At 65.5% G+C, this 12716-nt stretch carries 13 protein-coding genes; 5 read left to right on the forward strand and 8 right to left on the reverse strand.

All coding sequences use genetic code 11. From position 1 onward, the window contains the following. Positions 1-56: 56 nt before the first annotated feature. Entirely contained in the window at positions 57-863 is an 807-nt protein-coding gene (locus ACVWYP_RS28265) for an AraC family transcriptional regulator (RefSeq protein ID WP_304495642.1), read from the forward strand. 215 nt (positions 864-1078) lie between these two features. On the opposite strand, the gene gcvA is transcribed toward ACVWYP_RS28265, so the two are convergent. Further along, positions 1079-1978 carry a transcriptional regulator GcvA gene (gene gcvA, locus ACVWYP_RS28270; protein WP_304495643.1) on the reverse strand — a complete coding sequence of 300 codons (900 nt, stop codon included), beginning with the start codon at positions 1976-1978 and terminating at the stop codon, positions 1079-1081. A gap of 186 nt (positions 1979-2164) precedes the next feature. On the opposite strand from gcvA, the gene ACVWYP_RS28275 reads away from it, so the two are divergent. The 4 genes from ACVWYP_RS28275 to ACVWYP_RS28290 all read left to right on the forward strand — a co-directional run bounded on the left by ACVWYP_RS28275 (position 2165) and on the right by ACVWYP_RS28290 (position 5561). Beyond that, positions 2165-2671 (forward strand): PaaI family thioesterase, encoded by a 507-nt coding sequence (locus ACVWYP_RS28275; RefSeq protein ID WP_304495644.1) that lies wholly within the window; start codon positions 2165-2167, stop codon positions 2669-2671. Then, positions 2668-3930: an MFS transporter gene (locus ACVWYP_RS28280; RefSeq protein WP_304495645.1), complete on the forward strand. Its 1263-nt coding sequence runs from the start codon at positions 2668-2670 to the stop codon at positions 3928-3930. Before ACVWYP_RS28275 ends, ACVWYP_RS28280 begins: the two co-directional genes overlap by 4 nt. Positions 3931-4001: 71 nt before the next feature. Then, positions 4002-4724, forward strand: coding sequence for an AraC family transcriptional regulator (locus tag ACVWYP_RS28285; protein WP_304495646.1), 723 nt, complete (start codon positions 4002-4004; stop codon positions 4722-4724). Positions 4725-4796: 72 nt separating this feature from the next. Further along, complete coding sequence (locus ACVWYP_RS28290; RefSeq protein WP_304495647.1) at positions 4797-5561, forward strand: sulfite exporter TauE/SafE family protein; 765 nt, start codon at positions 4797-4799, stop codon at positions 5559-5561. Positions 5562-5602: 41 nt separating this feature from the next. On the opposite strand, the gene ACVWYP_RS28295 is transcribed toward ACVWYP_RS28290, so the two are convergent. The 7 genes from ACVWYP_RS28295 to ACVWYP_RS28325 all read right to left on the reverse strand — a co-directional run bounded on the left by ACVWYP_RS28295 (position 5603) and on the right by ACVWYP_RS28325 (position 12649). Next, positions 5603-5869 (reverse strand): hypothetical protein, encoded by a 267-nt coding sequence (locus tag ACVWYP_RS28295; protein ID WP_018271956.1) that lies wholly within the window; start codon positions 5867-5869, stop codon positions 5603-5605. Positions 5870-6949: 1080 nt separating this feature from the next. After that, on the reverse strand, positions 6950-7372 hold the full coding sequence (locus ACVWYP_RS28300; protein WP_155258521.1) for a hypothetical protein: 423 nt from the start codon (positions 7370-7372) through the stop codon (positions 6950-6952). Positions 7373-7402: 30 nt separating this feature from the next. Then, a complete protein-coding gene (gatB, locus tag ACVWYP_RS28305) occupies positions 7403-8890 on the reverse strand; it encodes an Asp-tRNA(Asn)/Glu-tRNA(Gln) amidotransferase subunit GatB (protein WP_016843985.1) in 1488 nt (495 codons plus the stop codon). A 220-nt stretch (positions 8891-9110) separates the two neighbouring features. Continuing rightward, complete coding sequence (locus ACVWYP_RS28310; protein WP_168858152.1) at positions 9111-10472, reverse strand: patatin-like phospholipase family protein; 1362 nt, start codon at positions 10470-10472, stop codon at positions 9111-9113. 156 nt (positions 10473-10628) lie between these two features. Next, positions 10629-10919: a hypothetical protein gene (locus tag ACVWYP_RS28315; RefSeq protein WP_304495648.1), complete on the reverse strand. Its 291-nt coding sequence runs from the start codon at positions 10917-10919 to the stop codon at positions 10629-10631. A 3-nt stretch (positions 10920-10922) separates the two neighbouring features. Then, a complete protein-coding gene (gene gatA, locus ACVWYP_RS28320; RefSeq protein WP_304495649.1) occupies positions 10923-12398 on the reverse strand; it encodes an Asp-tRNA(Asn)/Glu-tRNA(Gln) amidotransferase subunit GatA in 1476 nt (491 codons plus the stop codon). Next, positions 12395-12649 (reverse strand): hypothetical protein, encoded by a 255-nt coding sequence (locus ACVWYP_RS28325; protein ID WP_304495650.1) that lies wholly within the window; start codon positions 12647-12649, stop codon positions 12395-12397. Before ACVWYP_RS28325 ends, gatA begins: the two co-directional genes overlap by 4 nt. Between the last annotated feature and the right edge of the window lie 67 nt (positions 12650-12716).

Consider the following 12716-nt stretch of genomic DNA (forward strand, 5'->3'; position numbering starts at 1 on the left):
CTGTCGCGCCCAAGTCCGTCTCACGCTAGACTGACCTAACCTAGCGAGATTGGGACATGCGAGATGAAGACGTGTTGGACGAGCTGGACGAGCTGGACGAGCTGATCACACGGCACCTCGACTATCACGCCACGGCGCGGCCGATGGCGGCGATGGAGATCGACTATCCGAGCGGCGCGTCGACCGGCCTGCACACGCATCCGCGCGGCCAGCTGCTCTACGCGATCGAAGGCGTGATGGTCGTGCGCTGCACTGAAGGCACCTGGGTGGTACCGCCCAATCGCGCGGTGTGGCTCGTGGCCGATCTCGAGCACGAGGTCCGGATGTGCGGCGCGGTCAAGATCCGCACCGTGTTCGTGGACGCCAACGCGGCTCCCAATCTGCCGCAGGCCAGCTGCGTGTTCGCGGTCTCGCCGCTGCTGCGCGAATTGTTCGTCGCCGCGATGCGCGTCCCGCTGGACTATGCGCCCGCGACCTCCGACGAGCGCCTGATGCGCGTGCTGCTCGACCAGTTGCGCGAAGTCGATGTGCTGCCGCTGCACCTGCCGATGCCGCGCGACGAAAGGCTCGCACGGGTCTGCTCCGCGCTGGTGGCCCGCCCGGACGATGGCTCCACAGCCGAGCAATGGGCACGCCGGCTGAAGCTGACGTCGAAGACCATCCATCGTCTGTTCGCCAGGGAGACCGGCATGACGTTCGGCGAATGGCGTCAGCAGGCGCGCTTGCTGTTCGCGCTCGAACGCCTCGCGCGCGGCGCGCGCGTGGTCGATGTCGCGCTCGATGCCGGCTATGCCAGCCAGAGCGCCTTCACCGCGATGTTCCGCAAGCATTTTGGCGTGCCGCCCAACGCGTTCTATCGGTAAGCCGCCCACTGCCGCTGTGCTCCCTCTCCCCGTTCTTACGGGGAGAGGGTTGGGGTGAGGGGCTGCATCCGCGTATCCTATGATAGCTGCGTTTGCGGAGGCTCCCCCTCACCCGGATCACATTGCGCTTCGCTCCATGCGATCCGACCTCTCCCCGCACACGGGGCGAGGTGAAGCAGAGTCCGTTGCTCGACCTGACATAATCTCGTCGCGCTTTAGTGCTCCGCCGCCGACTGAGCCTCCGGTCCCAGGATCCATTCCCTGAACGCCGCGATCTTCGGAGGCGACTGCCGGTTGTCGGGACAGACGAGATAGTACGCGAACTCCTCCAGATGCGCGGTCTCGAGCAGCTGGATCAGTTCACCGCTCGCGATCTCATTTGCCACCATCGCGGCCGGCAGCAGGCCCGCGCCCTGCCCCGTCAGCACGGACTTCAGCAGAAGGCCGCTGTCATCGAACGAGGGTCCGCGCGGCGTGCGAACCTCCGCGATGCCGTTGGCCTGAAACCACAGGCTCCATCCCTTGCGATCGGCGTCATGCACCTGCGGCCAGCTTGCGAGCGCGCCAGGAGATGCCGGTCGCCCGAGGCGCGCCACCAGCGACGGCGATGCGACCGCCACCATCTCCACGGTGACGACGCGGTCGCTGCGCAGCCCCGGATAGCGGCCAAGGCCGTGGCGCACCGCGACGTCGACGCCGCTGCGCGAGAAATCGACCACCGTGTTGCTGGTGACGATCTGCAGATCGATCTCGGGATGCGCGCCCTGAAACGAGGCCATGCGGGGCACCAGCCAGGCCGACGCAAAGAACGGCGTGACGCTCACCGTCAGCGTACCGACATCGACGGAAGCCGCGACGCGGCGCGAGGCATCCGCGATCTGGCGAAACGCGTTGCGGATCGACGGCAGATAGTCGCGGCCGGCGTCGGTGAGATAGATGCCGCGCGGCACTCGCTCGAACAGCTTCACGCCGAGATCGGCTTCGAGCGTCTTGAGCATCTGGCTGACCGCACCTGGCGTCACGCATAGCTCCTCGGCCGCGAGCTTCACCGAGAGATGGCGAGCGGCGGATTCGAACGCCTTGAGCGCGTTAAGGGGTGGAAGCCTGCTCTCCATGATTTAGATTTTCTAATCTGAATTGCCCAGCAAATCTGGTTTGCCAACTCGGCCTTCCGGGCGCTCTATCAGCTTAATCCAATGCTGAAAGCCGCGTCAACACAGAGAAAGTCGAGCCATGGACCTTAGGTTTTCTAACCGTCTTTCCCGCTCCCGACGGCCCCATTTTCTTGATGGAGCCAGGCCATGACCGAGGTCGCAAACAAGCTCGGCCTCCGCGAGATCGCTGCAGGCGGCCAGACCAGCTCGCTCGTCGAGCGCATCAACGCGTCGCAAGCCGGCAGCCTGCCCGGCCTCCTGGACTTTCAATGGCTCGAAGCCGGACGCGGCCACATCCGCGGCCGCTTCGAGATTGCCGCGAAGCACTTCTCGCCGCACGGGCTGCTGCACGGCGCAAGCATCGTCGCATTGGCCGATACCGCATGCGGGTTCGGCTGCCTCGCGTCGTTGCCGGATGGCGCCATCGGCTTCGCCACCGGAGAGTTGAAGACCAACTTCATCGGCGCCGCGCGCGAAGGCGATTTGAGCTGCGAGGCGCGCCTCGTTCACGCCGGGCGCACCACCCAGGTGTGGGACGCCGAGATCCGCAGCGAGGCCACAGGCAAGACCATCGCGCTGTTTCGCTGCACGCAGATGCTGCTCTACCCGCCGAGCGTGGCCGGCGGTCGCGCGGCACAGGGAGAACGATCATGAGGAATGCCGCGATGCATGCCGGTTATCAACGCGCCAAGCCGTTCTACGGCTGGTATGTGGTCGCAGCCGCCTTCGTCGTGACGCTGATCGGGTTCGGCAGCGCCTACACGTTCTCGTCCTTCGTCGAGTCCCTGCAGCGGGAGTTCGGCGCCTCGCGCGGCTCGGTGTCGCTGGTGTTCTCCTTCGCGGGCTTCCTGTATTTCGGCCTGGGGATGATCTCCGGTCCGCTTGCCGATCGCTGGGGCGCGCGCAGGCTCGCTGGCCTCGGAATGCCGCTGGTCGGTCTCGGCATGGTGCTGGCGGGACAGGCGCAGACCATCCTCCAGGTCTACGCCGCCTACAGCATCGGGATCGGCGCCGGCGTCGGCTGCGCCTACGTTCCGACCTTGGGCGCCGTGCAGCGCTGGTTCGTCAGGCGGCGCGGTTTTGCGTCGGGCCTCGCCGTCAGCGGGATCGGGGTCGGCACCCTGGTGATGCCGCCGCTCGCGACCTGGCTGATCACGAGCCTCGGCTGGCGCGATGCCTATGTCGTGCTGGGCGTTGTCGCCGCCGTCGCCGGGATCGGTGCATCGCTGCTGATCGCGGACGATCCGCGCCGCTACGGCACCGGACCGGACGGCGATCCGCTCGAGACGGTTTCGGGCGCGCCGCTCCGCCAGGGCGTCTCGATCCGCGGCGCGGTGCGGACCGCCCGCTTCGCCGGGCTCTATGCCGCCTGCCTGATCAGCGCGTTCGGGGTGTTCGTGCCGTTCGTGCACCTCGTGCCCTTCGCGGTCGATCATCAAGTCGCGCCGACGCTTGCCGTGCTGCTGCTCGGGATGATCGGGGTCGGCAGCACCGCCGGCCGCTTCTTCCTCGGCGGCATCGCCGACCGGGTCGGCCGCGATGCATTCCTGGTCGCGATGTATCTCGGCATGGCCGTCTCGCTGGCGATCTGGGCGATCGCCGGCACCTTCTGGTCACTCACGGTCTTCGCGCTGCTGTTCGGCCTGTTCTATGGCGGCTGGGTCGCGATCCTGCCCGCTGTGGTCACCGACCATTTCGGCGGCCGCAATGTCGGCGGCATCATCGGCATCCTCTACAGCAGCGTCGCTGTTGGCACGCTGCTCGGCCCGAGCGCCGCCGGCTTCGCCTACGACATCAGCCACAGCTACTTCATTCCGGTGGCGATCAGTGCAGCCGCCAACCTCGTCGCCGCCCTCATCGCAATGGCGACCATGCGAACGGCCTCGCCGATCGTTTCGGTTGCGCAGGGGTGAAGCCCTCCTGACGGTCGGCGATCCCTGTGCTAGCGTTCCGGGCTCACCTGCCCGATCGCTTGAAGACCTCCGTGATCACTCCGTTCGCCATGACCAATACCTGGAATTATCGGCGAGCGGACAGTGACGGCATCGTCGAGCTGGCATTGTGGCGCGGCGCCGGCTCGCTTTGCCTCAAGCCGCACTTCCACGACGAGAACCAGATCGTGCTGGTGCTGTCGGGGTCGCGCGCCTTTCGCATCGGCGGCGCGACCGTCACCGTGCCAGCCGGCCATGCCGCGCTCATTCCGGCGGGAATGCTGCATGCGCCGATGACGATGTCGGACGAGGAAACGGTCTGCCTGAACGCCTACGTTCCTGCCGGCCGCGTCTGCTCGTCGGTGCGGATCATCCGCTTCGGGCAGCGTTGGCGGAACCTCGACGAGATCTCGCCTAGGCACGTCGGCGAGATCGCCGACGACATCCTGTCGCGCGCGCCATCCCACCCCGCCGGGTGCGCCGACAGGACGATGCTCGGCATCGCGCTGACCGAGAGCGTCGCGCCGATCGGAGCGATTGCCGCCGGCTTCGGGCGAAGCCGCGAAGGGTTCAGCCGCATGGTCAGCCGCGAGCTCGGCATCCCGCCGCATACCTTCCGCCTGCTGGCCCGCCTCAATCTTGCCCGGCAATTGCTGCGCGCGGGCGAGCCGATCGCAGCAGCCGCGGCCGATGCGGGCTTTTCCGACCAGAGCCACCTCACCCGGCTGTTCCGCCGCACCTTCGGCACGACGCCGGGCGTCTACTGGCGCGGCTGAACCGACGTCACAGACGTTCCAGACCGATTGGCGCGCCGCCCGCTAGCCTGCTCACCCTCACGAGGGTGAAGGATGGATACCCAGACAAGTCTTCTGTTGCTGGCGGCCGGGGTCACCGGAGGCATCATCAATGCACTGGCGGGCGGCGCGACGCTCATCACCTTTCCGGCGATGCTCGCGGCGGGCCTGCCGGCTGTCATCGCCAACGCGTCGAACGCGGTGGCGATCTCGCCGGGGCATTTGATCGCCGCGCTCGCCGATCGCGGCAAGCTGCCGCCGCCGACGCGGCGCACGATCAGCTTCGTCGTGATCGCCGCGCTCAGCGGCACAATCGGTGCTGGCATCCTGTTGCTGCTTGCAGAACGGCTGTTCGTCCTGCCGGTGCCGGCTCTGATCGCATTTGCAACGCTGTTGTTTGCCTTCGCGCCGCAGATCCAGGGATGGACCATCGGGTGCGAGAGGGCCGCAGCGCTGTCGTCGACCGGCGCGAGCGGTGCTATCCTGGGATTGGCGTGCGTCTATGGAGGGTTCTTCGGTGCCGGATTAGGCGTCATCCTCACCGCGGTGCTGTCGATCACGGAGCCCAACGACATCAGGGCGATCAAGGCGTTGAAGAACCTGCTCGCGACCTGCGTGTCGCTCGCTGCCACATTGATCTTTGTCTTTCAGGGAGCAGTGCGGTGGCCGGAGACCTTGGCGATGCTGCTCGGCGCCATGATCGGCGGCTATGCCGGAGGCTTCCTGATCCGGATCCTTCCCGGCCACACCGTCCGGCAGTTCGTCATCGTGGCCGGAGCGCTGATGACCGTGATCTACGCGGCGCGACACTGGTTCTAGGTGGAGCGAGGGAGCCAAGGCTCCCATCGACATCGGTTGGCTTAGTGCGTCGTCATCCAGGCGCGGGCTTCACGCTGGGCAGCCGCGATCTCGACATCGGACATCTGCTCGGCGACTTCGCGGCGGTGCGCGATCGCATCAGTACGTCCCTTGAGCGCCGCCAGGTTGAACCATTTGTGCGCCGCGATGAGGTTGACCACGCCGGAGCGGCCGCTCGCCCAATACATGCCACGTTCGAACAGCACGTCCTGGATTGCCGTTGCGGCAACCGGGACAGCGCTTTCCTGATCGATGACCCCCTGAAACATTCTCATTCCCCTTTTTGTTGTTGGCCGCCCTCCCCCGAGCGCGGCCCCCGTCCACTGTTAAAACTACCCTGTCATTCCCGGGCTGATCTCTTGATCATGCCCCGCGCCGATCCTTGGGATCACCGCGTGCCGGTTGCCGGCTTGTTGGGATGATCATGGCCCATCAAATTTGAAGAGCGGTTTAAGTATCGCGATGAACGGGATGTAAATCGGCGTCGCCAAGGGCACATCGAGGAATCGCAGAAATGCCTGTGCCGCAGGCACTTCCTTGCATTCGTGAACGCCGGTTTACCCTGGTGCTTGGGACAACGATAACCATGGCGGACATTGGCCGCGGGCGTCGGCAGGTCCCACCAGGGATCAGTTTTCGAAATTGACGGAGGGGCGGCGCGACCTATGGACGAGCCGCGGAACGGCGTGCGATCGGTGCACAGACAAAAGCAACGCGAGGCCGTCAGGCCCAACGTCGATCCGGAACGGGGATGGGGAAAGTGGCTGCCGGGCGCGGACTGCGCGGGCCGCCGGAACGAGGGGGTCGGCGAACACGTCAGGACCAGATTTCAGCTCGGCATTCTCGCCGGTGAAATTGCGGAACCAAGCGGGCTCCGCACCGAACGAAGAAATCTCTGTTTCTTCTGCCGGACCGGTTTTGGGAAGGTTGCCCTCTCCGAAATTCGATCCAGCCGTTTGACCTGATGTCTCGCCGACACCCTCTTTCGTCAGCCAGAGCCTTGGGGGTGGGATGTGCCTCTCAGCAGTCCGTCCGCTGGCTCTCGCGACGTGCCGGCGTCAAGCCGCCGGCAATCCTCTCAAGGCGAGAGGCTTACTTCTTCTTGGCGACCTTGCGGGTCTTCTTCGCAGTCTTCTTCACTGCGCTCTTCGCCTTCTTCGCCTTCTTCGCCTTCTTTGCCTTCTTAGCCATGTTGCCCTCCAGTATGTGAGATGGCTCTTACTTCGCTGCGTGCACTCGGGAATCGATATGCACTACTTCCCGAATACACCAACAGACCGAAAAAAACAGTGTCCCGCTTAAGGAAGTGTTGACGCAGCGCTGGCAGTGCGCACCGTGCGCGCCGCCGTTCAAATCGACGCGTCATTCGCGCGACGATGCAAGAAACGCAACGGCCGCCGACATCGGCATTTGTCAACGTTGCAGGAAACGCCTTCTGTTGTAGGCTTTTCTTGAATTCGCATTCGAGCGATCGACGCGCGACCGTCATTGCGTTGAGTCGCGAGCGCCGACGAAAAGCGGCGCGTCGCCGACGCCGAGTCGTAATTTTTGGCAACGAAAAAATTTTCGTGGGTAAGACGGGTTTTGCCTCGTTTGAGGTCATCCGAACCGGATTTGCGAACGAATCGCGGCTTCGGCGATTCGGCGCCGATGGCGCCGGCGCGCCGCGAACGGAGGGTGTGAGGCAGGATCACGCCGCGTTCACGCGCGCGCGACGACGCCGGAGGTGACGGCAAGGAAGCATGCAAGGGAGCATGATCCGGCTGGATCATGCGCCAAGGACAACATCATTGTCCTGTTGTTCAGATGCCGAGCTTCGACTTCAAGAGGTCGTTGACCGCCTGCGGGTTCGCCTTGCCGCCCGACGACTTCATCACCTGACCGACGAACCAGCCGACCAGTTGCGGCTTCGCCTTCGCCTGCTCGACCTTGTCGGGATTGGCCGCGATGATGTCGTCGACCACCTTCTCGATCGCGCCGAGGTCGGTGACCTGCTTCATGCCGCGCGCCTCGACGAGCGCGCGCGGATCGCCGCCTTCCTGCCAGACGATCTCGAACAAGTCCTTGGCGATCTTGCCGGAAATCGTTCCCTCGCCGATCAGGTCGACGATCGCGGCGAGTTGCTCCGCCGACACTGGCGAAGCTGCGATCTCGACGCCTTCCTTGTTGAGACGACCGAACAGTTCGTTGATCACCCAGTTGGCGGCGAGCTTGCCGTCGCGCGCCTTGTCGGCAAGACCCGACAGCACCGTCTCGTAGAACTCCGCGCTCTCGCGCTCGGCGACCAGCACGCTCGCATCATAGGGCGACAGGCCGAAGCCCGTAATAAAACGGGACTTCTTCTCGTCCGGCAGTTCCGGCAGCTGCGCCTTCAGATCGTCGACGAAGGCCTGGCTGAACTCGAGCGGCAACAGATCGGGATCGGGGAAGTAACGGTAGTCGTGCGCCTCTTCCTTGGAGCGCATCGAGCGGGTCTCGCCCTTGTTCGGGTCGAACAGCCGGGTTTCCTGGTCGATCGAGCCGCCGTCCTCGATGATCTCGATCTGGCGCCGCGCCTCATACTCGATCGCCTGGCCGATGAAGTTGACCGAGTTCATGTTCTTGATTTCGCAGCGGGTGCCGAACGCAGTCTCGCCGTAACGGCGCACCGAGACGTTGACGTCGGCGCGCAAATTGCCCTTCTCCATGTCGCCGTCGCAGGTGCCGAGGTAGCGCAGGATCGAGCGCAGCTTGGTGACGTAGGCCTTGGCCTGCTCGGCGTCGCGGATGTCGGGCTTGGAGACGATTTCCATCAGCGCGACGCCGCAACGGTTGAGGTCGACATAGGACATCGTCGGAGACTGATCGTGCAGCAACTTGCCGGCGTCCTGCTCCAGGTGCAACCGCTCGATCCCGATCGTGACGCTGCGGCCGCCGTCGAGCTCGAGCGACACCTCGCCCTCGCCCACGATCGGCGACTTGTACTGGCTGATCTGGTAGCCCTGCGGCGAGTCCGGATAGAAGTAGTTCTTGCGGTCGAACACCGAGCGCAGGTTGATCTTCGCATTCAGCCCGAGACCGGTGCGCACCGCCTGGCGGACGCACTCCTCATTGATCACGGGCAACATGCCCGGCATCGCGGCATCGACCAGCGAGACATGGGAATTGGGCTCGCCGCCGAACGCGGTCGATGCGCCGGAGAACAGCTTTGCGTTCGAGGTGACCTGGGCATGGATCTCCATGCCGATCACGACCTCCCAATCGCCGGTGGCGCTCTTGATCAGCTTGTGCGGGGCGGCAGATGCGGTCATGGATCTCGGTTTCCGGATAAAGGATATCTGGGATGGATTGGGCTTCGCGCAACCAATCGCGCCAGTCAAGCCGCCTTGCACCTATGGACCCCCTCATGGTGAGGAGCGCGGAACGCGCGTCTCGAACCATGAGGCCCCGCCGGCGGCCTACATCCTTCGAGACGCTTGCTTCGCAAGCTCCTCAGGATGAGGATAGACGGTGTCGATGGGCGGCCGAAATCTAGAGCCCGCGCCGGAACTGCTGGTAGGCCTTGCTCGAGCGCAGCGCGTCGGCGCCGCCCGCGATCAGCTGGTCGACCTGCTCCGGCGGCAGCGACAGCCGCGTCGGGATGGCGTTCAGGATGCCGGCGCGGTCCGGCCCGAGCCGGTCGAAGCCGAGCCGCTCGACATAGATCGCGACGTCGCCGCATTTCCAGCCGGCGCCGACGCCGAGCCGGCTGCGCTCCGCCGCCGACAGCCCGCAGCGCCAGCGCTTCAGCTTGCCGGACCAGTCCTCGGCGAGCGCCGTGAAGGCGGCGTAGCTGGAGCGCACGCTGGCATCGATCGCGGTGTCGGCGGCTGCGGACACCAGTTCGACGCCGCTCGGCCCTTCGAGCGTCTGCACGAAGTCGCCGGAGATGCCGCGGCCGGCGTCGACCACCAGGAACAGGATGCGCTTTAGCTTGGCCGCTTGCCGTTCGTTCAGCGGCTCATAGGGCCGTTGCGCGGCGAGCAAGCCGATGCTCAGTCCCGACAGGCCGTAATTGTCGACGAGGCCGCCATCGAGCAGCTTGACGTAGCGCATCGAGCCGTCGCGGTAATGCGCCTGGGCCTCGGCGTAGGCGCGCAGCAACGGCTGTGCGTTCGGATCGTTGCGCACCCGCTCGAGCCAGGCCGGCAGCGGCGCGGCGCAACCGCCGGGATAGGTTTGCAGCACGATCGGGGCGAATGCCAGCGGCACCGCGGCCGATGCCGCCACCGCTTCGGCGACACGATACGATCTGATGTCGCTGCACAAGGCGTCGAACGATGTCTTGCCGAACACGAACGGCGTGCGGTTGTAGATATCAGACGCGTTGATCCAGACCCGCGGCCGGCGATCGTCGGCCAATGCATCGAACCGCGCGCCGTCGAACAAATTCTGATCGAGCCAATCGGTGAACTGGCTGTCGTTGACGCCGCCGCCGAGCGCGCGCCCGATATTGCCGAGCGAGATCCGGGTCTTCAGTCCCTCCTCGGCGTTGCGCAGCAGGAAGCGCTGGCGGAAATCGTCGAGCGCCGCGCGGCGCTTCAATCCGAAATAGGCGGCGGTGACCGATCCGCCGGAGACGCCGGAGACGAAGTCGACGCGGTCGAGCAGCGTCTTCGTGCCCGCCGCGCTCGACCGCGTATGGTCAAGCTCCTCCAGCACGCCGAAGGAAAACGCCGCCGCGCGGGTGCCGCCGCCGGAGAACGATAGCGCGAGCAGCAGATCATCTTCGTAGGCCGGAATGTCGCGGGCGCTGCTGTTGTCGGCGAGCGCGGCGCCGAGCGGTACGTTGCCGGGCAGATTGTAGACGGAGGCGCAGCCGGCAAGGCCCGCCGCCACCACGGCCACCAGCATTCCTGACAGCCATCCCCCTATGCCCGACCCACGCACGAATACTCTCTTTTGCCGCTGGCCCCCGCCCGGTTCCATTAGCCTATCACGGCCAATCTGGGCGGCGGCATGGCGGCTGAAACAGGGTTAATGCTCGCGGTGCCTCCGCACCGGCGTCCTTTAGCCGCGCTGCGCCAGCAGCGTGGCAACGATCCGCTCCCACTCGGCTTCGAGCGTATCCCTTGCGACCGGCTGGCCGGCCTGGCGATACCAGTAGCCGGCGTTGCCGAGATCGCCCTCGACGCGATGCAGATAAGCATGCACCCAGGCCGAATTGGCGTCGCCCTCATCCTGCACGATGCGGTGCGCCTGGTCCCAATCGCCCTTCTTCGTCCACCACAACGCGGCGAGCGGCGGCGACAGCGCCGCATCGGGCGCGGCGTCAGCGAGACTGGCGCGGAAATCCGCCATCGCTCACCACCATTTGGGCGCCGTGAAGCGGCCCGCCGCCTGCTCGATCACCTCGCCGAGCGAGAACAGCGTCTCCTCGTCGAACGGACGGCCGATCAGTTGCAGGCCGAGCGGCAGGCCTTGCGAGTCCTTGCCGGCGGGCACGGCGATGCCCGGCAGGCCCGCCATGTTCACAGTCACGGTGAAGATGTCGTTGAGATACATCTCGACCGGATCGGCGCCGCCCTTCTCGCCGATGCCGAACGCCGCCGACGGCGTCGCCGGCGTCAGGATCGCATTCACGCCCTTGGCGAAACAGTCCTCGAAGTCCTTCTTGATCAGCGTCCGCACCTTCTGCGCACGCAGATAATAGGCGTCGTAGTAACCGGCCGACAGCACATAGGTGCCGATCAGCACGCGGCGGCGCACCTCGTCGCCAAAACCATCGGCGCGGGTGTTCTCGTACATCTCGATGATGTTCCTGCCCGGTTCGCGCAGCCCGTAGCGCACGCCGTCATAGCGCGCGAGGTTCGACGAGGCCTCGGCCGGCGCCACGATGTAATAGGCCGGCAGTGCATATTTGGTGTGCGGCAGCGACACCTCGACGAGTTCGGCGCCGGCGGCCTTCAGCCACTGCGCGCCCTCGCTCCAGAGCTTTTCGATCTCGGCCGGCATGCCGTCGAGCCGATATTCCTTGGGAATGCCGATCTTCATGCCCTTCACGGACTTGCCGATCGCGGCCTCGTAATCCGGCACGGCGATGTCGACCGACGTGGTGTCCTTGGGATCGTGCCCCGCCATCGAGCGCATCAGGATCGCGGCATCGCGCGTCGAGCGCGCGATCGGGCCGGCCTGGTCGAGCGAGGACGCAAAGGCGACGATGCCCCAGCGCGAGCAGCGGCCATAGGTCGGCTTGATGCCGACGGTTGCGGTGAACGCGGCGGGCTGGCGGATCGAGCCGCCGGTGTCGGTCGCGGTCGCGCCCATGCAGAGAGCCGCCGCCACCGCCGAAGCCGAGCCGCCGGACGAGCCGCCCGGCACCAGCGTGGTGTTGGAGCCCTCGCGCCGCCACGGGTTGGTGACCGGGCCGAAGCACGAGGTCTCGTTCGACGAGCCCATCGCGAACTCGTCATTGTTGAGTTTGCCGAGCAGCACCGCGCCGTCGCGCCAGAGCTGCGAGGTCACCGTCGACTCGTAGGGGGGAATGAAATTGCCGAGGATCTTCGAGCACGCCGTGGTCCTGATGTCGCGGGTCGCGAACAGGTCCTTGATGCCGAGCGGGATGCCGGCGAGCGGTCCGCCCTCGCCTTTTGCAATTTTCGCGTCGGCGGCCCTCGCCATCTCGCGGGCGCGGTCGGGCGTTTCGAGCACATAGGCATTGAGCACGCGCGCGGCTTCGATGGCGGCGAGATGCGCATCGGTCAGTTCGCGAGCGGTGAAAGACTTGCTCGCCAGGCCCTCGCGGGCCTCGGCGATCGTCAGCGATGTCAAATCAGTCATTTATTGATCGGGCTGCAGAAGAACGGAGACAGGGTCTTGTCGTTGGCGGGGTCGTCTTGGCGTGCCAGGTTATTTGCCTTGGCATTTTCCTTGGCGTTTTCCTTGGCGCGCTCGGCGTCGAGCGCCTCGAGATGGTCGAGCACGGCGTCCATCGCGGCGTTGGGATCGGCGACCTTCCCCTTGCGCTCCATGGCATCGAGGAAGTCCATATAGGCCTTGTAGGCCTTCTCATCGTCGCACAGCAGACACATTGGGTTTTGTCGCTTTTGTTTGACGCGTTTCCTTCACGCGAACCGGGATCCACTTCGCTCGAAAACG

Source organism: Bradyrhizobium sp. USDA 3262, from assembly GCF_054060035.1.